Genomic DNA, 22,930 nt, shown 5'->3' on the forward strand with positions numbered 1-22,930 from the left:
TTATTTAAAATCAGTTTCCATTTTTTAAACTGTCTGTGCTACCCTAATAGAAATTTCTTTATTTCGTCTCTTGGAACAACCAGAGCGCACGAGAAGAAGTGCGCTCCTTAAAATATTATTGCTCTGCTGTATCAGATAACGCGCGTTGTGCAATAAGTTCACGTGCATCATCAAGCTCTACATTAAGAGCAAGCGAACGCATTTCTTTTACTAACACGTTAAAGCTTTCGGGTATACCCGCTTCAAATGTATCATCACCACGCACAATCGCTTCATAAACTTTTGTTCGTCCAGCCACATCATCTGATTTCACTGTCAACATTTCCTGCAAAGTATACGCAGCACCGTAAGCTTCAAGTGCCCAAACCTCCATTTCACCAAAGCGCTGACCACCAAATTGTGCCTTACCTCCTAATGGCTGCTGCGTAACAAGCGAATATGGACCAATCGAACGTGCATGAATTTTATCATCAACAAGGTGATGCAATTTCAACATATAAATATAGCCCACTGTCACCGGACGATCAAAAGGCTCTCCAGTACGACCATCATAAAGCGTAACCTGACCTGAACTATCCAAACCTGCATCCTCTAACATCATGTTAATATCAGCTTCATGTGCCCCATCAAAAACAGGCGTTGCAATCGAAACACCTTTTTTCATCTGCAGCGCTAATTTATAAAGACTTTCATTATCATATTGACGCACTTTCTCATTACGATCATTATCAGGCATGAGATTTTCAATACGCTGACGTAAAGGGAGTATATCTCCCGTCTCTTGGTATAACTCTATCAAATCGCCAATCTTTTTACCCATCCCTGCACATGCCCAACCAAGATGTGTTTCAAGAATCTGACCAACATTCATACGACTAGGTACACCAAGTGGATTCAATACGATATCAGCATGGGTTCCATCTTCAAGAAATGGCATATCTTCTACTGGAAGAATACGTGATACAACACCCTTATTACCATGACGCCCAGCCATTTTATCACCTGGTTGGATTTTGCGCTTCACAGCCACAAAAACCTTTACCATTTTCATAACACCAGGAGGCATTTCATCGCCTCTTTGGACCTTTTCAACCTTATCCATAAAGCGACGTTGTAATGCTTCTTTTGACTCATCATACTGTTTTCGCAAAGCCTCGATTTCATTTTGAAGTTTTTCATCTTCAACAACAAATTGCCACCACTGTGACCGTGGATAGTGCTCCATTACTGCACTATCAAGCTTCTTGCTTTTTGAAAAGCCTTTTGGCCCCTCCACAGCAACTTTACCTGTCAACATATCGATAAGACGCGCATAAACATTGCGATCAAGAATTGACTGTTCATCATCACGATCTTTCGCTAAACGCTCAATTTCCTCACGTTCAATTGCCATTGCACGTTCATCTTTTTCCACACCATGGCGGTTAAAAACACGAACTTCAACAACAGTTCCAAAAGTCCCTGGAGGCATCCGCATGGAAGTATCACGAACATCCGAAGCTTTTTCCCCAAAAATTGCACGCAAAAGTTTTTCTTCCGGTGTCATCGGGCTTTCACCCTTTGGTGTAATCTTGCCAACCAAAATATCACCAGGCTGAACTTCAGCACCAATATAGATAATACCAGCCTCGTCGAGATTCCTTAACGCCTCTTCCGCAACATTAGGAATATCACGTGTAATTTCTTCAGGACCAAGCTTTGTATCACGTGCTGCAACTTCAAATTCTTCAATATGAATTGAAGTAAAAACATCATCAGCAACAATCCGCTCGGAAAGCAAAATGGAATCCTCATAATTGTATCCATTCCAAGGCATAAATGCTACAAGAACATTCCGACCAAGAGCCAAATCACCAAGATCTGTAGACGGACCATCCGCAATAATATCTCCCTTTTCAATCCGATCCCCAACATGCACAAGAGGACGCTGATTAATACAGGTAGACTGATTGGAACGCTGGAACTTCTGCAAACGATAAATATCAACACCAGATTTTGATGGATCTAGATCTTCCGTCGCACGAATAACAATACGCGTTGCATCAACCTGATCAACAATACCACCACGTTTTGCACCAATAGCAGCTCCTGAATCGCGTGCAACTATTGCCTCCATTCCAGTACCAACAAACGGTGCCTCAGCACGTACAAGTGGAACCGCCTGACGTTGCATATTTGATCCCATCAATGCACGATTTGCATCATCATTTTCCAAAAATGGAATAAGCGCAGCAGCTACTGAAACGAGCTGTTTTGGCGAAACATCCATCAAATCAACATGATCCCGTGGTGCCATCAAAACTTCACCAGCATGACGGCAAACAACAAATTCTTCTGTAAAACGCCCTTCAGAATCTAATGAAGAATTAGCTTGAGCCACATAGTGCTTTGATTCTTCCATAGCAGAAAGATAAATGACTTCTGTTGTAACTTTTCCATCAATAATTTTGCGGTATGGACTTTCAATAAAGCCATACTTATTAACTCGCGCAAATGTCGCCAACGAGTTAATAAGACCAATATTAGGACCTTCAGGCGTTTCAATTGGACAAATACGACCATAATGCGTGGGATGCACATCACGTACCTCAAAACCTGCACGTTCACGGGTCAAACCACCTGGACCAAGAGCAGAAAGACGACGTTTATGGGTAATTTCCGATAAAGGATTAGTTTGATCCATAAACTGCGATAATTGTGAAGATCCAAAAAACTCTCGAACCGCAGCTGCTGCTGGTTTCGCATTGATCAAGTCTTGAGGCATAACTGTATCAATTTCAACCGATGACATACGTTCTTTTATCGCACGCTCCATACGGAGTAACCCAATACGATATTGATTTTCCATCAACTCCCCAACAGAACGAACACGACGATTACCAAGATTATCAATATCATCAATCTCGCCACGACCATCGCGCAACTCAACCAACATCTTTACAACACCAAGAATATCTTCTTGACGCAAAATACGAACCGTATCTGGACAATCAAAATCCATGCGTAAATTCATCTTAACACGCCCAACAGCCGAAAGATCATAACGCTCTGGATCAAAAAATAACGAATGGAACATCGCTTCTGCTGTATCCATTGTTGGTGGCTCACCTGGACGCATTACGCGATAAATATCAAACAATGCATCCTGCCGACTTTCATTTTTATCCACTTTTAAAGTATTGCGGATATAAGCTCCAACATTCATGTGATCGATATCAAGAATATCGATCTGATCTGCATTAACATCAAACAAAATTTTTAATGTTTTTTCGTCAATCTCATCACCGGCTTCAAGATAAATCTCCCCTGTTTGATAATTGACTATATCTTCCGCTAGATAGCACCCTAATAAATCATCCTCACTGACTTTAACCGCCTTTAAACCTTTTTCTGCCAAAGATTTGGCAATGCGAACTGTGAGCTTTTTCCCAGCTTCAGCAAGAATTTCACCACTATCCGCATCAACAAGATCAGAAATGAGCTTTATTCCTTTAAAACGATCAACAGAATAAGGAATACGCCATCCATCCCCATCTCGCTCATAGGTAACCTTATTATAAAACGTTGACAAAATATCTGATGCATCCATACCTAACGCCATCAGAAGACTTGTAACTGGAATCTTACGCCGCCGATCAATACGGGCATAGATGATATCCTTTGCATCAAATTCAATATCAAGCCAAGAGCCACGATATGGAATAATACGAGCAGCAAAGAGAAGTTTTCCTGATGAATGCGATTTACCTTTATCGTGATCAAAAAAGACACCTGGAGAACGATGCATCTGCGAAACGATAACACGCTCAGTACCATTAATGATAAAGGTACCATTTGTTGTCATCAAAGGCATATCGCCCATATAAACACCCTGCTCTTTAATATCCTTGATATCCTTCGAGCCTGTATCCTCATCACTATCAAAGACGATTAAACGCAATATCACCTTTAATGGTGCCGCATAAGTTAAATCACGCTGACGACATTCTTCAACATCAAATTTTGGTAAATCAAATTCATAACCAACAAATTCGAGCATGGCTGTACCGGAAAAATCGGAAATAGGAAATACCGATTTAAAAACAGCCTGCAAGCCTTCATCGGGACGCCCACCTTTCGGTTCCTCTATCATGAGAAACTGATCGTATGACGCTTTTTGAACCTCAATAAGATTCGGCATCTCTGCTACTTCAGGAATCTTACCAAAAAACTTGCGTACGCGCTTACGACCATTGAATTGAGACATCATCGCTTGGGTCTGAGCCATCGTCGCTCCTCGATCTTTACTCTTCAAGGTAGACTAAACCTTGAAAGCTTTACGTCATTAACCTGCACATGCAGATCAGTTCATTTAATACTCAATAACGAGTATCCTCAACATATCCTTCTCATACAAACCGTTCACTTACTTGGCTCTCCAATGAGGAGGACTGAGAGTAAAACCCCATACCCGTTACAGCTTGTAAACTGTTGAGAAAAAGGTTTCACCAATCACCTTCCCTTTTTTCAAAAGAAAGGAAATCGGCGAACATAAACGCTCGCCGATAAAACTTACTTTATTTAAGTTCAACTTTAGCACCAGCAGCTTCAAACTGAGCTTTAATTTTTTCTGCTTCATCTTTAGAAATACCCTCTTTAACTGGTTTAGGTGCTCCCTCAACCAGATCTTTGGCTTCTTTAAGACCAAGCCCTGTAAGAGCACGAACTTCCTTGATGACATTGATTTTTTGTGCACCGCATTCAACAAGAATAACATCAAATTCTGTTTTTTCTTCAACAGCTGGAGCAGCAGCTCCAGCAACAGCAGCAACAGCTACAGGAGCAGCAGCTGAAACTCCCCATTTTTCTTCAAGCAACTTGGAAAGCTCAGCAGCTTCCAAAAGAGTTAGATTAGAAAGGTCTTCTACGATCTTCGCTAGATCAGCCATTTTAAAATTCCTTCAATTAAAAGATTTAAACCATTATTTAGACTTATCCAAAAAAATAGAAAAGCATTAAAGCCCTTCCATCAATGTGAATACAAAACAGCCTTAAGCTGCTTCACCCTCTCGAGCATATGCACCAATGACACGAGCAACCTGACCAGCAGGCGCATTAACAACCTGTGCGATACGAGTTGCAGGAGTAGAAATTATACCTACAAGCCTTGCTCGCAACTCATTCAATGAAGGCAATGAAGCCAAAGACTTCACAGCATCTACACTCAAATTCGTTGCACCCATTGAACCGCCGAGGATAACAAATCGGTCATTGGTTTTCGCAAAATCCACAGCAACTTTCGGTGCTGTAATTGGATCATCTGAATAAGCAATAAGTGTCTGTCCAGTAAACAAATCCACCATCGCTTCAGATTCCGTGCCCTGAAGAGCGATTTTAGCAAGACGGTTTTTTGCGACTTTAACGGCTCCGCCAGCTTCACCCATTTTCGAACGAAGATCGTTCATTTGTGCAACTGTCAAACCGGAATAATGTGCGACAACAACAGAACCAGACTTTTTAAAAGCCCCATTAAGCCATGTAACAAATTCGCGTTTTTCCGCTCTATTCACTGTCTCTCTCCATTTAACAAATTTGTTTAAACAAATCTGTTGGTTACCTTTGATAGCACAAATTTCTTTATGCTACCGATGAGGATCCTGTCCCCTTTTTTTCACGTACAGCGATCAAAGGCAACCCTGGTTCAAACCCTTTAAGTCTTTTAACTCTACAGTTCTTACCCCAGTCTCATGTAGGCTTTCTTTGATTAAGATACCCAAAGAGTATCACCCACAATCTCGGACAGGATATTCCGGAATTGCTTCCGGCATAACCCAAGCTTATAAAGCTCAGATAGCTTAATGCCGATAAAAATCGACACTTTAAAACAGAATCTTGATATTCACATATCCCAAAATAAAACTATAAATTTATTCACATCTACTCTGAACGAACGGTCGAAGGATCAACTTTAATTCCAACTCCCATTGTCGAAGAAACTGCAACACGCTTAATATATTCACCTTTTGCACCTTGAGGCTTAGCTTTCATAACCGCATTTGCAAAAGCCTTAATATTTTCCACAATCTTCTCGACCCCAAAAGAAGCCTTACCAATACCTGCATGTACAATACCAGCCTTTTCAACACGGAACTCAACGGCACCACCTTTAGAAGCTTTAACAGCACCAGTAACATCAAGTGTCACAGTTCCAACTTTTGGATTTGGCATCAAACTCCGCGGACCAAGAACCTTACCAAGACGACCAACAAGAGGCATCATATCTGGCGTTGCAATACAGCGATCAAAATCTATTGTTCCACCATTAATGCGCTCAAACAAATCTTCAGCTCCCACAACATCTGCACCAGCAACTTTCGCTTCCTCAGCTTTGTCTCCACGTGCAAAAACGGCAACACGAATATTTCGTCCAGTTCCATTAGGTAAATGAGCAACACCTCGCACCATTTGATCAGCGTGACGAGGATCTACACCCAAATTCATTGAAATTTCAATTGTTTCATCAAATTTAGCAACCGCACGCTCTTTAACCATAGAAACAGCATCTTTCAAGGTGTAAAGTCCATTAAAATCAATATCTTTGCGAATGTTTTTTATTCTTTTTGCTACTTTTCCCATAATATTAGCCTACCACTTCCAAGCCCATAGAGCGTGCGGAACCTTCAACCATACGCATCGCTGCTTCAATATCATTTGCATTAAGATCTTTCATTTTTGCCTCTGCAATTGAACGAATCTTATCACGAGAAATACTTCCTGCGAACACCTTACCAGGCTCTTTTGAGCCAGATTTTAAATTTGCTTCCTTTTTCAAGAAAAAGGATACAGGAGGCGTCTTTAGAGAAAATGTAAAAGACTTATCTTGATAATAAGTAATAACCACTGGAATTGGCGCACCCTTTTCCATTTCCTGTGTAGCTGCATTAAACGCCTTACAGAATTCCATAATATTAATACCACGCTGACCCAGAGCGGGACCAATCGGTGGAGATGGAGTGGCCGATCCTGCAGGAACCTGCAATTTTAGCTGACCTATACTTTTTTTTGCCATATTAATCTGCCTTCAATTTAACTGGTAAGCTGACAGCTTTTCTTGTCTGCTACCCGCCGCAGTTTGGTGGTTTGGGTCATCAAGCCGACAAAAGCCATAAATCACCTCCCACCGGTTATTTAAAGTGATAAAAAACCACACTTAAGCTCAATCAAAGCTTCTCAACCTGATCAAACTCCAAATCAACAGGCGTAGGACGCCCAAAAATCAACACCTCAACCTTAAGACGAGAACGCTCTTCTTCAACCTCTTGAACAATACCATTAAACGAAACAAAAGGACCATCAGCAACGCGAACTTGCTCACCAACCTCAAACAATACTGAAGATTTTGGTGCCTCAACCCCTTCTTGAACTTGTTTAAGAATTTGCTCAGCCTCTCGATCAGAAATGGGAACCGGACGCGAATCAGAGCCTAAAAAGCCTGTTACTTTAGGTGTATTTTTAATGAGATGATAAACCTCATCTGTCAAATCAGCACAAACAAGAACATACCCTGGAAAAAATTTGCGCTCAGCATCAACTTTACGCCCACGACGAATTTCAACAATACGTTCCGTCGGAACAAAAATCTTTTCAAACAGATGATCAAGCCCTTTTTGCTTCGCCTCTTTGTCAATAGCTTCCGCCACCTTCTTTTCAAAATTCGAATATGCTTGAACAATATACCAACGAGCAGCCACAGTCACACTTCCTTACACTATCAACCAAAAAGATATTTCAAAAAGCCAATACCCTGCCACACACTAAAATGCATAACCTGATCCACAATAAAAAAGAAAACTGAAGCCAATGCTGTCACGAATAATACCATACAGGTAGAGATCACTGTCTCACGACGTGTAGGCCACTTCACTTTAACTGTCTCTGCATAAACCTGTTTCAAAAAAGTAATTGGATTGGTTTTAGATGCCATCAGCCACACATACTCTTTCTAAATATTATTACGATTTATACAACAAAATAAACATGACAAAAAATGCGAAAAGACAACCTTCAGCCTTATGCAGCTTCCTCACTTTCTATTCAATACCGATTCACGCACAAAAAAACAAGCCCCATACAAAAAAAAGCAATGAAGGCAGTTAATCTGCCTCCCTACTCTTTAAAATTCTTTTTACATCTGGCAGGGGCAGCAGGATTTGAACCCGCGACCTACGGTTTTGGAGACCGCCGCTCTACCAACTGAGCTATACCCCTAACTCTTAAGAGTAAAATATCTTAAAATACACTTTCAACAATTACTCTGGCTACTCAATAATCTTAGAAACGATACCTGCCCCAACAGTACGACCACCTTCACGAATAGCAAAACGAAGTTTTTCTTCCATTGCAATTGGAACAATCAAAGAAACATCCATAGCAACATTGTCACCTGGCATAACCATCTCTGTTCCTTCAGGAAGAGTAACAATCCCTGTCACATCTGTCGTACGGAAATAAAATTGAGGTCGATAATTCGTAAAAAATGGAGTATGGCGACCTCCTTCATCTTTCGTGAGTATGTAAGCCTCTGCTCTAAATTTTGTATGAGGTGTAACAGAACCAGGCTTTGCCAAAACTTGACCACGCTCAATCCCTTCTCTATCAACTCCACGAAGCAGTGCTCCAATATTATCCCCAGCCTGACCTTGATCTAAAAGCTTACGGAACATTTCAACGCCTGTAACTGTTGTCTTAGAAGTAGGACGAATACCTATAATCTCTATTTCTTCACCAACTTTAATCACACCACGCTCAACACGACCGGTAACAACTGTACCACGACCCGAAATCGAAAAAACATCTTCTATCGGCATCAAAAAAGGTTGATCAATTGGACGATCAGGAGTTGGTATATAATTATCAACTTCACTCATTAAAAGACGAACAGCATCTTCACCAATACTTTTATCTTTATCTTCAAGCGCAGCTAACGCTGAACCCTTAACAATCGGAATTTCAGAACCTGGGAAATCATATTGCAACAAAAGATCACGAACCTCTTCTTCAACAAGTTCCAAAATGTCAGAATCATCAACCTGATCAACTTTATTAAGAAAAACAACTATCGCCGGAACACCAACTTGGCGCGCAAGGAGAATATGCTCACGCGTCTGAGGCATTGGACCGTCAGCCGCGGAAACTACCAAAATCGCACCATCCATCTGCGCTGCCCCTGTGATCATGTTCTTAACATAATCTGCGTGACCAGGACAATCAACATGCGCATAGTGACGCTTCTCTGTCTCATACTCAACATGCGCTGTAGAAATAGTAATTCCGCGTGCACGCTCCTCTGGGGCTGCATCAATTTGGTCATACGCTTTAAATTCACCAAAATATTTCGTAATAGCTGCCGTCAATGAGGTCTTCCCATGGTCAACGTGACCAATCGTACCGATATTAACATGCGGCTTCGTACGTTCAAATTTGCTCTTTGCCATCGCTGTCAATCTCTTATTTTGTTAGCACCTGGAAAACAGGCCTGCAGAATTGAATTAAATCGGCCTGACACATCAGCCCGAACCATCACAAATTTTAGACGGGAAAACCGCCTCATTTATGATGGAAGTATTCTCCCACCATAACCACTTGCCTAATCATCAACAACTCTTTGGCATCAACAACTGTCTGGAGCGGGTAGCGGGAATCGAACCCGCATATTCAGCTTGGAAGGCTGCTGCTCTACCATTGAGCTATACCCGCATACCACGTATCAACTCTCTTCCGATGAATGGTGGAGGGGGTTGGATTCGAACCAACGTAGCATACGCAACGGATTTACAGTCCGCCCCCTTTAACCACTCGGGCACCCCTCCATTCTATCGGCAAAGCTGCGCGATGAGGCATCACGACAACCACCTGATCACCTATTCAATTCAGAATGGCTGCGGGGCGGTTATGACGATTACTAACGTATCTGTCAACAGAATAAATACAATTCTATACAAATTTTATGATAATATCTGATAATAATTGTAAGCTATTAGCTTTTTTTTATCTATTTATGTCATGAATACGCTATAAAGAAACCATGAAAGAGAAAACATTTAAAAATTTTCACCATCCCCGTCTACATCGCCGATCTCACAACACAAAAAGCTTTCTTTCTTCATCTGTAATCCGCTTGAAACAGAAAGCCGCCCCCCTGAAGCAAGGAGTAATTCGTCTGTATGGTATACATTCAGTTTATGCCGCTTTAAAAAATCCAAAAAGAGTTTTTGGATGTCTCTATGTCACACAGAATGCCTTAAAAAGATTAAATATACCCGAATCAGATTTACCCTGTCCTGTCACATTATGCTCACCCAAACAACTTGATGCACTCGTTGGAAGTGATGCAGTACATCAAGGGGCTGTTGTGGAAACGGAACCTCTCAAGTCATGCGAATTATCTGAATTAACAAATACTGATCTTGTCATTGTCATGGACCAAATTACCGATCCACATAATGTCGGGGCTATTATGCGTTCTGCCGTTGCCTTTAAAGCTGGTGCGCTTATCACCACCTATCGCCATTCCCCCCAAGAAAGCGGCGTTCTGGCTAAAGCTGCATCTGGAGCTTTGGAAATGATTCATTATATCACTGTACGAAATCTTGCCGAAGCACTTCAAGAACTTCATCAAGCAGGTTTTATCAGTTTTGGACTGGACTCAGAAGGCGATCACCCTCTAGAGACAGTATTAACAGGGAAGAAAATCGCTCTTACTTTAGGAGCAGAAGGTAAAGGTTTACGCAAAAAAACACGTGAAACAGTTTGCGCATTAACACGTCTTGATATGCCTGGAAACATTAAATCACTTAATGTTTCAAACGCAGCAACGATAGCGCTCTACGCGGCTCATAAATATCTTAGGCTATAGTTTTTTATTTCGCACGTAAAATATCAAAAAAACCAACAAACAAAAATCCCGAAACAAAACCACTAATATGTGCTTCCCATGCTATTGCAATACTATCCCCTTCAAACAAAAAAGAGGAAACACCTATAATAAAATCAACAATCAGCCATATGCTTATATAAATAATTACAATTTTTGAGCTTAGAGCTTGTTTGACAGATAATAAAGGACCAAAAAACCTTCCATTTTGCATATTTTCATCAAAATGCCTCGGGGAAAAACTGTAGCGTACAATAGCACCCATCATTCCAGAAATTGCACCAGAGGCACCAACAAGCGGTACCATACTCTCTTGATGAAAGACAAAATAAATCAATACAGAAATAGCCGCCATTAGCATCCAAAAAACTAAAAAACGTAAACTGCCCAAATGTCTCACCAAAGGAGATCCAAAAACCAAAAGCCAAGCCATGTTAATAGCAACATGTTGAAAGCTTCCATGCATCAATGAATAACTAAAAATGGTATGACAAAAGGCTAAAGGATCAGCCTTGAATAACACTGGTATAAATGAAAAAAGTTCTAAACTTTCCATATAAAGCTGATCAGAAAAAAAATACTGAGGAATGAAATAAATACAAAAACAAAGTGTTATCAAAAAAACTATAATAAATGGGACATTCAATAACGGCCCTTTAGGCTGTTTTGGTAACAACCTCACATTGTTATATTTGTGATCAGCATCTGTCATTGTATAAAATCTCATATTCTTCGTGAAATAGATCATTCTTTATATAGAACAGATATATCAGTTTTATTAATGAAGAATATTTAAACTTAATGTTCCTTCGAATCCAACTCTTAAACTTTAAATATTTTTTCGCAAAACATATTTATTTTAATAAATTGAAAATTGTCATCAATCCATTTATATTCTCTCAAATAGTGAGGTATAGCCTAACATCCCTCTGACAAAATTAATGCAACATCTTATCTAATCATCGAGCAATAAGACTTTGAGAGTCTTATCTGCAGTCTTTTAACCACACATCATAAATAGGGTGTTCTACAGCATTCAAACCAGGACTATCTGCAAACATCCATCCTGTAAAAATACGCCGTACCTTTTTATCTAATGTGACTTCATTAACTTCAATAAAACCAGTGGTACGCGTTGGCTCATCCTTAGAATTCGTATAACATGCGCGCGGCGTCACCTGTAAAACACCGTATTGATAAACCTCACCAAGAGAAACTTCAAAACGCGTAGTACGTCCTGTAATTTTGTCAAGACCTGCAAAAATGGCAATTCCATTGCTTATACGTTTTGCGTGCAATCCATCAACTAAGGACAAGATTACGGCAATTCCCATAAAACAAGCACAACAAAAATGCTTTAACCTTAACAGTAAAAAAGCTCTCATTTAACGTCAACCAATTCACATCTAAAAAACAATTTTAGCTCTTAAATAGAGCACAATAAGGAAAAATATACGCACTCATCAAAATATTTCATTATTTAGGAGACCATGCATCATAATCTTCAACCACATAGGAACGCTCTCCATTGTAAGTTATAGCTCCCTTTGCTCGATAAGCTTCGCTTGTCCCTGTCATATTTGCAACATGAGGTTTTTCCCATTCATATGGCTGATAATTCTCCTGCGTTGGCGGACTATCACAGCGATGATGAATCCACCCATGCCAACCTGGTGGAATAGTAGAAGCTTCAGAATAATCTTTATAAATCACCCAACGACGCGGATAACCATCTTTATGAGTGCCTCCCTCATAATAAATATTCCCAAACTGATCTTCGCCTATACGCTTACCTTTGCGCCAAGTAAAAAAACGTGTATTGATGGTATTACCACTCCACCACGTGAAGACTTGCTTTAAAAATCCAACCATCTTCTCTTCCACTCCTTTAGCATAGCTACAAAATCAATTGTTGGAATAAATTTATACGATGCTTGAAATTACAAAAAAATCTACCTGTAAATTCAACCGTGTTCTTATTAAGCGCACCCGTATTTCTCAATTATAAAAGAATAGCATCTTTATGGATTTTCCTCTACCCCATAAATCTTAATCTAAGTCAAGCTTCATTTTAACCAATTCATTAACAGTTTGAGGATTTGCTTTCCCACTCATTACTTTCATAACCTGTCCAACAAACCAACCCACCAAAGCAGGTTTTTGTTTTGCTTGAGCAACTTTATCAGCATTATTGGCAACAATCTCATCAACAGCCATCTCAATAGCCTTTGTATCTGTTACCTGTTTCATATTGCGCTTTTCGACAATTTGACGCGGATCCCCTCCTTCATTCCAAATAATCTCAAACAAATCTTTGGCAATTTTCCCAGAAATAGTGCCCTCTTTGATAAGATCAATAATGTTTCCCAATTGATCCGGTGTCACTGGTGTCTCTTCAATTACACGATGATCTTTATTTAAAGCGCCTAAAAGATCATTAATTACCCAATTGGCAACTATTTTACCATCGCGCCCACGTGCAACTTCTTCAAAATAATCAGCAATAGCCTTTTCTGTCACTAAAATGGAAGCATCATATGCTGTCAATCCCATTTCCTTAATAAAACGCGCTTTTATATCATCAGGTAATTCCGGTAATTCTGCTGCCAAAGAATCCACAAATGCCTGATCAAACTCCAACGGCAAAAGATCGGGATCAGGAAAATAACGGTAGTCATGTGCTTCTTCCTTTGAACGCATAGACCGTGTCTCTCCTTTGATAGCGTCAAAAAGCCGAGTTTCTTGATCTATGACACCACCATCTTCTAAAATTGCAATCTGACGACGCGCTTCATACTCAATCGCTTGACCAATGAAACGAATAGAATTAACATTTTTTATCTCACAGCGGGTCCCAAAACCTTGACCAGGACGACGAACAGATACATTAACATCCGCACGCATGGAGCCTTCATCCATATTACCATCACAGGTACCTAAATAACGAACAATCATACGTAGCTTCGTCATATAAGCTTTAGCTTCATCCGATGAGCGCATATCCGGTTTGGAAACAATTTCCATGAGAGCTACACCAGAACGGTTAAGATCTACAAAAGACATTGTAGGATGCTGATCATGCATCGATTTTCCAGCATCTTGTTCAAGATGCAATCTCTCAATTCCAATCTCAATATCTTCAAATTGACCATTGGAATCCGGACCAACAGATATGATAACTTTTCCTTCACCTACAATTGGATATCGAAATTGAGAAATTTGATACCCCTGCGGTAAATCTGGATAAAAATAATTCTTACGATCAAAAATGGATTTCAGATTAATGCTAGCTTTTAATCCCAAACCGGTCCGAACCGCTTGACGAATACATTCCCGATTAATAACAGGCAACATACCAGGCATAGCTGCATCAATAAGCGAGACATTATTGTTTGGCTCAGCACCAAATTTCGTTGAAGCACCCGAAAAAAGTTTCGAATTCGATATGATCTGTGCATGGACCTCCATGCCAATAATGACTTCCCAATCACCTGTAGCTCCAGAAATAAAACGCTTAGGATCAGGAGCACGCGTATCAATGATTCCCATTGCCAATCCACTATCAATATAAAAAAATATGTCTGATGGCTAATCTAAAACCATTGTAAATACAAGCCTAGAATATCAATCAAGAAAAAAAATCGATTCCATCGACATATTCTGTCAGTGCAAATACTACCCTTTTTTAGGCGCTTTCTTTTTAGCTGAAACCTTCTCTGCACTTTTAGCGTTTACTGTAGTTTTTGTCTTTGCTGGGTTTTTCTCGGTTAAATCTATTTCGTCATATTCCTTCATCAATTCTTCAACTGTTACTTCTTTATCGGTGACCTTTATCCGTGCCAACAAATGATCAATGACTTTTTCTTCAAAAATTGGAGCACGGAGATTTGCAACAGCTTCCGGTGTATTACGGAAAAAATCCATAATCTGTTTCTCTTGTCCAGGATACTGGCGAACTTGGTCAAAAACAGCTGCCTTTAACTCATCTTCGCTTACTTTTATACCAACTTTCATCCCAATTTCAGAAAGCACCAAACCAAGACGAACACGACGCCGTGCAAGCACACGATATTCTTCCCGTGCCTGTTCCTCTGTAACCCCCTCATCTTCAAAAGTTTTTCCGGCTTTTTTCAAATCGTCATTAACTTGCGCCCATATGTTATTAAATTCAATTTCTAAAAGTCCTTCAGGAATCTCAAAACTATAATCAGCATCTAAAGCATCAAGAATTTGGCGTTTAATTTTTTGGCGTGTCATTGAACCATATTGGCTTTCAATCTGACCACGAACAACCTCACGCAAGCGTTCCAGAGACTCTAAACCAAGCTTCTTCGCTGCTTCATCATCAATTTTCAATGAATCTGGTTTAGAAATAGCCTTAATAGTGATATCGAATTCTGCATCCTTACCAGCCAAGTGTGCTGCACTATAATCTTCAGGGAATTTAACAGAAATTGTTTTCTTATCACCCGCCTTTACACCAACTAACTGCTCCTCAAAACCAGGAATAAATTGCTTTGATCCAAGAATCAGTTGCGCATCATTATCTGTTCCACCCTCAAATGGAACTCCCTCAAGCTTACCTAGATAATCTATTGTAACACGATCACCCGATTCAGAAGGACCATCTTTCAATGTATAACTCCGTGTAGAAGAAAGAAGTCGCTCTACTTGCTGATCAATTTCTGGATCCGGAACAGATGCAATTTCACGAACAATTTCAATATGTTCAAAATCTTTAATTTCAAACTTTGGTAAAATCTCATATTTTAAACTGAAAACAAAATCAGTTTTACCATCCAGAATTTTTTCATCTTCATCTATATCAATTTGTGGCTGCATTGCCGAACGCTCATTACGTTCAGCTAAAATAGAATGAGGAGCATCACTGATAATCTCATTGAGAATTTCAGCCATAAAAGATTTTCCGTACATTTTTCGTAGGTATCCAGCAGGTACCTTTCCAGGACGGAAACCATTCAGTTTGATTTTACCCTTGGTATCATCCAACCGTTCATTCAATTTTTCTTCTAAATCTTTCGCCGGAACCACGATCTTAATTTCGCGCTTCAGTCCTTCATTAAGCGTCTCGGTAACCTGCATCAAATAACCTTCATTCTTCTAAGGAGAGGGATAAACCCACTCTGATAATCATTACATTCTAACACTTGAGTGTTAAATCACGATGAAGCGAATTCTAAACACACAGAAACCCATAGTGTCCATAAAATTCTTTTGGTGCGGATGGAGGGACTCGAACCCCCACGGTCTCCCGCCAGAACCTAAATCTGGTGCGTCTACCAATTTCGCCACATCCGCTTCACTTATAAGTCAATAACCTTATATAAGCGGCGTTTCTATACCATTAATTAAAGAAAAAAAGCAAACAAATATATTAAAAAATCCAAATACACATCTTTCTTACAAATTACAGAAATAAAATCTATACTTTTCAAAAAGCAACACTTCCGCTAAAAATAAATTATGTTCAATAAATTTACTCCTCCAGTTCATATCATAGGCGGCGGTCTTGCAGGCAGTGAAGCAAGCTGGCAAATCGCTCAATCCGGAATTCCTGTTGTTTTGCATGAAATGCGGCCTCAAAAAAAATCTGACGCCCATAAAACAGATCTGTTTGCAGAACTGGTCTGTTCAAATTCTTTTCGTTCTGATGATTCATCAACAAATGCCGTGGGACTTTTACATACTGAAATGCGATTAGCAAAATCCTTAATCATGAAGGCTGCAGATACTAATAAAGTCCCAGCTGGAAGTGCTCTTGCTGTTGATAGGCAGGGATTTTCTCAAACTGTTACGACAGCACTCAAAAATCATCCTCTCATCACCATAGAACGTGGCGAGATTCGCGCACTCCCTGAGAAGTGGCATCACATTATTATTGCAACTGGCCCCCTTACCTCGCCAGCCCTCGCTCAAATAATACAGGCAACAACCGGAATAAAAGCTCTTTCTTTTTTTGATGCTATTGCACCTATTATCTATACCGATAGTATTAATATGAACATTTGTTGGCATCAATCCCGCTATGACAAAATCGGCCCAGAGGGAACAGGAAAGGATTACCTTAATTGTCCTCTTGACAAAGAACAATACGAAGCATTCGTACAAGCCCTAAAAAGTGGAGAAAAAATAGAATTCCGCGACTTTGAAAAAAATTCTTATTTTGATGGATGCTTACCAATTGAAATTATGGCTGAACGCGGACTTGAAACTCTTAGACACGGTCCTATGAAACCTATGGGATTGACCAATGCCCATAATCCCAAAGTTAAAGCTTACGCTGTTGTTCAACTCCGCCAAGACAACAAGCTTGGGACTCTTTACAATATGGTTGGTTTTCAAACAAAACTAAAATATGGCGAACAAGTTCGCATTTTTAGAATGATCCCCGGTCTTGAAAAAGCAGAATTCGCACGTCTCGGGGGTCTTCACCGCAATACTTATCTCAACTCACCTGTCATTCTTGATAAAACCCTTCGTTTGAAAAAAAGACCTCAACTGCGTTTTGCTGGACAAATTACCGGATGTGAAGGTTATGTAGAATCATCAGCAATAGGGCTTCTTGCTGGCCGTTTTGCTGCTGCTGAGTACAATTATCAATGTCCTTCTTTACCACCGCCAACCACGGCATTGGGGGCACTGTTAAATCATATTACTGGTGGTCACATTGTCGATGAAAAAACTGAAAGACAATCTTTCCAGCCAATGAATATCAATTTTGGACTTTTCCCACCTCTTGACTCTGTTCATCATTCCCGAAAATGCTTTTCAAGCAAAGAAAAAAAGTTTGCAAAAAAACAAGCTATAACCGCCAGAGCACTGGATCATTGTATGCAGTGGTTAAACGATGGAGAAAAAAACACGCCTTAAACCAATTATTGTCTTTCATTCTATGAAAAATCTGTTACAAGGCTCTACCTTATTAGACAAATCTCAATGTTCGACCTGCAGAAAAAGATCACAAATTTTCTTATAACATGAACTGCCAAGATTTATGATGCCAAGTCTATTATAAATGGTATGAGAATGTAAAAAACTTTCCCATTAAAAGAGCTTTTACTCTCACAAAAAAGAATCTTCAGCGCATTTTCAATGATCAAAAGATCTCATTACCAGAAGATGGATAATTGGTATAAAATTAATAAGAATTACCAAACATACATGCGATATCCATACAATGCCAACATTCCAATCATTGTACTCACACCGTTCGACCAAACGCAGCATAACTCAGCAGCTAAACACAAGAACAAACCATTGAGCCTTATCATTTTTCTCTGTTGGTTTCATTTAAATGCTGTTAAAAGCACACGCTGCGCATTAAGCACCCTCTGTAAAACCTAAAAGCATTTTCAATAGGATAACACTTAAAGCACACACATAACACAAAAATTTATCTGAAAGCATACGCGAAAAAACTTAAAAAAAACCCGCTTATAAGTAAACCGGGTTTTTTTTAATGCAGATCAACTATTTTTTATTAACAGCTTCTTTAAGGCTTTTGCCTGCGGAAAATTTAGGTACAGAACGCGCTGGAATATTGATTTCAGCACCAGTTGAGGGATTACGTCCCTTTGTCGCTGCACGGTGAGACACTTCAAAAGAACCAAAACCTGGAAGACGAACATCTCCGCCTGAAGCTAGGGCTTCTGTTACAGAAGCGATAAAAGCATCTACAACAGAACCAGCTTGCGCTTTCGAAACACCTGCCTTTTCAGCAATGGAGCTAACCAATTCACTTTTATTCATTGACATTTCCTTTCCCTATATTACCGGATAACACAACTTAACGTGTTATGATCAGTTTATTGAAAAGTACAGCAAACAGAAGTCTTATTTTTATTCAAAACATTGTTTTTTAGCAATAATCACAGTTATTCACGGAATTTTTTACTTTTTCTCAAAATAAACAGAACAAAATTCATAAAAATAGTCTCTGCTGCTTCTAAAAATGCCGTTATAAATGTGATTATGAATCAGTGTGCAATTATCCCTTCACCATCACTTTCTGCTCTGATAGAAACAGGAACCGTAGAAGGTTCTGCCCACTCAATAGGATCAGGGAAACGAACCAAAGCATGATTTAAAACTTCACTCACATGATTTACTGGAATAATTTCCATATTATTTTTGACGTCGTCAGGAATATCAATCAAATCTTTTGCATTTTCTTCAGGAATAAGAACTTTCTTTATACCTCCTCGAAGAGCCGCAAGGAGCTTTTCTTTCAATCCACCAATTGGTAAAACACGCCCACGTAACGTGATTTCACCAGTCATAGCAATGTCTTTATGTACAGCTATCCCTGTTAATACAGAAACAATTGCGGTGACCATGGCAATTCCTGCTGATGGACCATCTTTTGGCGTAGCACCCTCTGGAACATGAACATGGATATCGCGCTTATCAAAAAGCGGAGGCTCTATGCCAAAATCAACAGCACGAAAACGCACATAAGACGCTGCCGCTGAAATTGATTCCTTCATAATATCCCGCAGATTCCCAGTTACAGTCATCTTGCCTTTACCGGACATCATAACACCTTCAATGGTTAATAACTCTCCACCAACCTCAGTCCATGCCAGCCCAGTAACAACACCAATTTGATTTTCCCCTTCAATCTGACCATAGCGGTAACGCTTCACACCTAAAAAATCACTCATATTATCTTCTGTAATTTTTACAGATTTTTGCTGTGTTTTCAGAATCTTTGTAACCGATTTACGCGCTATCTTCATTAATTCACGCTCAAGACCACGAACACCTGCTTCACGTGTATAAAATTGAATAATCGATCTTATAACACCATCAGAAATGTTGAATTCTTTTTTAGATAAACAGTGGTCTTTTAATGCTTTTGGTAAAAGATGCTGCTTAACAATCTCCATTTTCTCACATTCAGTATAGCCAGCAATACGAATAATTTCCATCCGATCCATTAACGGTCCTGGAATATTAAGAGTATTAGCAGTTGTAATAAACATGACATCGGAAAGGTCATATTCAACCTCCAAATAGTGATCAATAAATGTACCGTTTTGTTCAGGATCAAGTACTTCTAATAAAGCTGACGAAGGATCTCCGCGGAAATCCTGTCCCATTTTGTCAATTTCATCAAGCAAAAAAAGCGGATTAGACTTTTTAGCCTTTTTCATAGACTGAATAATTTTTCCGGGCATAGAACCAATATATGTCCTGCGATGTCCACGAATCTCTGCCTCATCCCGCACTCCTCCTAAGGAAATACGAACATATTCACGCCCTGTTGCTTTTGCAATCGAACGCGCAAGTGAGGTTTTTCCAACCCCAGGAGGACCAAGCAGACAAATAATCGGACCTTTTATTTTTGATGCTCTACTTTGTACGGCTAAATATTCAATAATTCGCTCTTTGACTTTTTCAAGCCCAAAATGCTCATTATTCATCACCTTTTCAGCAAAGTCTAAATTGTTTTTAATCTTCGACTTTTTTCCCCAAGGCATCGCTAATAACCAATCAAGATAGTTACGTACAACCGTCGCCTCCGCAGACATTGGAGACATACTCCGTAGTTTCCTGAATTCTGCCTCAGCTTTTTCGCGTGCCTCTTTTGAAAACTTGGTCTTTGTAATGCGTTCTTCTAACTCAGAAAGCTCATCACGACTATCATCACCGGCTCCCAACTCTTTCTGAATGGCTTTCATCTGCTCATTCAGATAATATTCTCGTTGGTTTTTTTCCATTTGCCGTTTAACGTGCGAACGAATACGTTTCTCAACCTGCAAGACAGAAATTTCTCCTTCCATGAAAGAAAGGACTCGTTCAAGACGATCACGTACAGGCAATAACGCTAATATTTCTTGCTTTTCTGCAAGCTTAATCATCAAATGAGAAGCAATAGTATCAGCAAGCTTAGAAGGGTTATCAATCTGACTAATCGCATTAACAACTTCAGGTGAAATTTTTTTATTCAGTTTTACATAATTTTCAAAATAAGCTATTACCGATCGAGAAAGAGCTTCAATCTCAACATCATTTTCTCTAAACTCTTCCGTAATAATTGCACAAGCTTGGTGATAATCTTCACTTGTAATAAATTCACTAATCCTCGCACGTGCAATCCCCTCAACCAAAACCTTCACAGTCCCATCGGGAAGCTTTAAAAGTTGAAGAATATTAGCGAATGTACCAATATCATAAATGTCTTCCACTTTCGGATCATCATCAGAGGCGTTTTTTTGCGTCACCAATAATATCTGTTTATCAACTGCCATTGTCTCTTCGAGAGCGCGAATCGATTTCTCTCGACCCACAAAAAGTGGAACAATCATATGTGGGAAGACAACGATATCACGAAGAGGTAAAACAGCGTAAAATTCCCCCTTTATTCCATTTGTCTTTTCATCAATATATTGCATAATTCTCCTTTCTGGAGCCTATGATCTATCCGCCACCAAGCTTACCCTTAAAAAAGCTCCAGCTCTCCACAATGCATGAAGTGGTAACTGCAAACATATAAATCAAGCATTATGTCGATAATATTCAGAAAGATCTACCTTCAAATGGTGTCTATTGTTACTTTTTACATTATATTTTTCTTTTAATGTCATGCTGATACATTTTCTTTATCTTCTGCACGTTCTGAGTAAATATAAAGAGGACGTGATTTTCCATCAACCACATCGCTCGAAATTACAACTTTCTGAACGCCTTCAAGAGCTGGTAGCTCAAACATAGTCTCAAGAAGTATTTTCTCCATAATAGAGCGTAGACCACGTGCACCGGTTTTACGCTCAATCGCTTTCTTAGCAATAACCCGTAAAGCGTCTTCATGAAACGCTAATTCAACATTTTCCATCTCAAAAAGACGCTGATATTGCTTGACTAATGCATTTTTCGGTTGCGATAAAATTTGAACAAGCGCATTCACATCCAAATCTTCTAAAGTTGCTACAATAGGAAGACGACCAATAAATTCTGGTATTAAACCAAATTTTATAAGATCTTCAGGCTCTAAATCTCGGAAAATCTCACCCACACAACGCTCATCAGGCGCTTTAACGGTAGCAGAGAAACCTATAGAAGTTTTTTCACCACGCCCTGAAATAATCCGCTCCAAACCAGCAAAAGCGCCTCCACAAATAAATAAAATATTCGTTGTATCAACCTGAAGAAACTCTTGCTGCGGATGCTTACGCCCACCTTGAGGGGGAACAGAAGCAATTGTTCCTTCCATAATTTTTAATAACGCTTGCTGAACACCTTCTCCCGAAACATCTCTCGTAATAGAAGGATTATCAGCTTTACGAGAAATCTTATCGACCTCATCAATGTAAACAATGCCACGCTGCGCACGCTCAACATTATAATCAGCAGCTTGAAGAAGCTTTAGAATAATATTTTCAACATCCTCCCCGACATATCCTGCCTCTGTCAAAGTAGTCGCATCAGCCATCGTAAAAGGTACATCAATAATACGCGCCAATGTTTGTGCGAGATAAGTTTTACCGCACCCTGTTGGACCAACAAGAAGAATATTCGATTTTGCTAACTCAATATCATTGCTTTTAGATTGATGCGCAAGCCGTTTATAATGGTTATGGACAGCAACAGAAAGAACCCGCTTTGCATGCTGTTGACCAATAACATAATCATCAAGAACTGTTATGATTTGCTGTGGAGTAGGAACACCATCACGCGCCTTAATACCAGAAGATTTATTTTCTTCACGAATAATGTCCATGCACAACTCTACGCATTCATCGCAAATGAATACAGTAGGCCCTGCGATGAGCTTACGAACCTCATGCTGACTTTTGCCGCAGAAGGAGCAATAGAGAGTATTTTTTGATTCGCTCCCGCTATTGCCAATTTTGCTCATTTTATTTCCCTTTCACCATGTTCTATGAATAGCTTACCTTTCAAAGGAAGTTTTTCACAACGACAACTACAAAAACATACCTGTCACAATATCTTTAGGTGCTTCATCTATTATTTCGCGATACTTTTACAAAACTC

The 22,930-nt window shown here is 39.6% G+C and carries 18 protein-coding genes and 4 tRNA genes; 2 read left to right on the forward strand and 20 right to left on the reverse strand.

The annotated features are described in order from the left end of the window. Positions 1-115 precede the first annotated feature (115 nt). The 11 genes from rpoB to MCS_RS01345 form a co-directional block, all read right to left on the reverse strand. The gene (gene rpoB / locus MCS_RS01295) at positions 116-4,267 is read right to left on the reverse strand and encodes a DNA-directed RNA polymerase subunit beta (RefSeq protein WP_004854632.1); all 4,152 of its coding nucleotides are present in this window, start codon (positions 4,265-4,267) and stop codon (positions 116-118) included. A 289-nt stretch (positions 4,268-4,556) separates the two neighbouring features. Next, on the reverse strand, positions 4,557-4,928 hold the full coding sequence (rplL, locus tag MCS_RS01300) for a 50S ribosomal protein L7/L12 (protein ID WP_004854633.1): 372 nt from the start codon (positions 4,926-4,928) through the stop codon (positions 4,557-4,559). 102 nt (positions 4,929-5,030) lie between these two features. Then, positions 5,031-5,549, reverse strand: a complete 519-nt coding sequence (rplJ, locus tag MCS_RS01305; protein ID WP_004854634.1) for a 50S ribosomal protein L10 — start codon at positions 5,547-5,549, stop codon at positions 5,031-5,033. A 367-nt stretch (positions 5,550-5,916) separates the two neighbouring features. Continuing rightward, the gene (gene rplA, locus MCS_RS01310) at positions 5,917-6,615 is read right to left on the reverse strand and encodes a 50S ribosomal protein L1 (RefSeq protein ID WP_004854635.1); all 699 of its coding nucleotides are present in this window, start codon (positions 6,613-6,615) and stop codon (positions 5,917-5,919) included. A 4-nt stretch (positions 6,616-6,619) separates the two neighbouring features. Then, complete coding sequence (gene rplK, locus MCS_RS01315) at positions 6,620-7,048, reverse strand: 50S ribosomal protein L11 (protein WP_004854638.1); 429 nt, start codon at positions 7,046-7,048, stop codon at positions 6,620-6,622. A gap of 151 nt (positions 7,049-7,199) precedes the next feature. After that, entirely contained in the window at positions 7,200-7,730 is a 531-nt protein-coding gene (gene nusG / locus MCS_RS01320; protein ID WP_004854639.1) for a transcription termination/antitermination protein NusG, read from the reverse strand. Between the two features lie 20 nt (positions 7,731-7,750). Beyond that, positions 7,751-7,963, reverse strand: coding sequence for a preprotein translocase subunit SecE (secE, locus tag MCS_RS01325; protein ID WP_004854640.1), 213 nt, complete (start codon positions 7,961-7,963; stop codon positions 7,751-7,753). 208 nt (positions 7,964-8,171) lie between these two features. Next, a tRNA-Trp gene (locus MCS_RS01330) sits at positions 8,172-8,247 on the reverse strand. Between the two features lie 50 nt (positions 8,248-8,297). Next, positions 8,298-9,473 carry an elongation factor Tu gene (tuf, locus tag MCS_RS01335; RefSeq protein ID WP_004854641.1) on the reverse strand — a complete coding sequence of 392 codons (1,176 nt, stop codon included), beginning with the start codon at positions 9,471-9,473 and terminating at the stop codon, positions 8,298-8,300. Positions 9,474-9,661: 188 nt separating this feature from the next. After that, positions 9,662-9,735, reverse strand: a tRNA-Gly gene (locus MCS_RS01340). 29 nt (positions 9,736-9,764) lie between these two features. Then, positions 9,765-9,848, reverse strand: a tRNA-Tyr gene (locus MCS_RS01345). 215 nt (positions 9,849-10,063) lie between these two features. Between MCS_RS01345 and MCS_RS01350 the strand changes: the two genes are divergently transcribed. Continuing rightward, positions 10,064-10,894 (forward strand): TrmH family RNA methyltransferase, encoded by an 831-nt coding sequence (locus MCS_RS01350; RefSeq protein ID WP_004854642.1) that lies wholly within the window; start codon positions 10,064-10,066, stop codon positions 10,892-10,894. A 4-nt stretch (positions 10,895-10,898) separates the two neighbouring features. On the opposite strand, the gene MCS_RS01355 is transcribed toward MCS_RS01350, so the two are convergent. From MCS_RS01355 to MCS_RS01380, 6 genes are all read right to left on the reverse strand, one after another. After that, positions 10,899-11,624 carry a rhomboid family intramembrane serine protease gene (locus MCS_RS01355; RefSeq protein WP_004854643.1) on the reverse strand — a complete coding sequence of 242 codons (726 nt, stop codon included), beginning with the start codon at positions 11,622-11,624 and terminating at the stop codon, positions 10,899-10,901. Positions 11,625-11,898: 274 nt separating this feature from the next. Then, positions 11,899-12,297, reverse strand: a complete 399-nt coding sequence (locus MCS_RS01360) for a DUF2155 domain-containing protein (RefSeq protein WP_115608611.1) — start codon at positions 12,295-12,297, stop codon at positions 11,899-11,901. A 91-nt stretch (positions 12,298-12,388) separates the two neighbouring features. Next, a complete protein-coding gene (locus MCS_RS01365; protein ID WP_004854648.1) occupies positions 12,389-12,784 on the reverse strand; it encodes an NADH:ubiquinone oxidoreductase subunit NDUFA12 in 396 nt (131 codons plus the stop codon). Positions 12,785-12,961: 177 nt separating this feature from the next. Next, positions 12,962-14,461, reverse strand: a complete 1,500-nt coding sequence (gene gatB, locus MCS_RS01370; RefSeq protein WP_004854649.1) for an Asp-tRNA(Asn)/Glu-tRNA(Gln) amidotransferase subunit GatB — start codon at positions 14,459-14,461, stop codon at positions 12,962-12,964. Positions 14,462-14,587: 126 nt separating this feature from the next. After that, positions 14,588-16,015: a trigger factor gene (gene tig, locus MCS_RS01375; protein WP_004854650.1), complete on the reverse strand. Its 1,428-nt coding sequence runs from the start codon at positions 16,013-16,015 to the stop codon at positions 14,588-14,590. Between the two features lie 133 nt (positions 16,016-16,148). Beyond that, a tRNA-Leu gene (locus MCS_RS01380) sits at positions 16,149-16,231 on the reverse strand. A 165-nt stretch (positions 16,232-16,396) separates the two neighbouring features. On the opposite strand from MCS_RS01380, the gene trmFO reads away from it, so the two are divergent. After that, a complete protein-coding gene (gene trmFO, locus MCS_RS01385; RefSeq protein WP_004854651.1) occupies positions 16,397-17,803 on the forward strand; it encodes a methylenetetrahydrofolate--tRNA-(uracil(54)-C(5))-methyltransferase (FADH(2)-oxidizing) TrmFO in 1,407 nt (468 codons plus the stop codon). 600 nt (positions 17,804-18,403) lie between these two features. Here trmFO and MCS_RS01390 read toward each other — a convergent pair. From MCS_RS01390 to clpX, 3 genes are all read right to left on the reverse strand, one after another. Then, positions 18,404-18,682 (reverse strand): HU family DNA-binding protein, encoded by a 279-nt coding sequence (locus MCS_RS01390; RefSeq protein ID WP_004854653.1) that lies wholly within the window; start codon positions 18,680-18,682, stop codon positions 18,404-18,406. A 227-nt stretch (positions 18,683-18,909) separates the two neighbouring features. Further along, positions 18,910-21,330 (reverse strand): endopeptidase La, encoded by a 2,421-nt coding sequence (gene lon / locus MCS_RS01395; protein ID WP_004854658.1) that lies wholly within the window; start codon positions 21,328-21,330, stop codon positions 18,910-18,912. Between the two features lie 188 nt (positions 21,331-21,518). Beyond that, entirely contained in the window at positions 21,519-22,793 is a 1,275-nt protein-coding gene (gene clpX, locus MCS_RS01400; protein WP_004854661.1) for an ATP-dependent Clp protease ATP-binding subunit ClpX, read from the reverse strand. Between the last annotated feature and the right edge of the window lie 137 nt (positions 22,794-22,930).

It is taken from the genome of Bartonella doshiae NCTC 12862 = ATCC 700133, from assembly GCF_000278155.1.
Classification (GTDB): Bacteria; Pseudomonadota; Alphaproteobacteria; order Rhizobiales; family Rhizobiaceae; genus Bartonella; species Bartonella doshiae.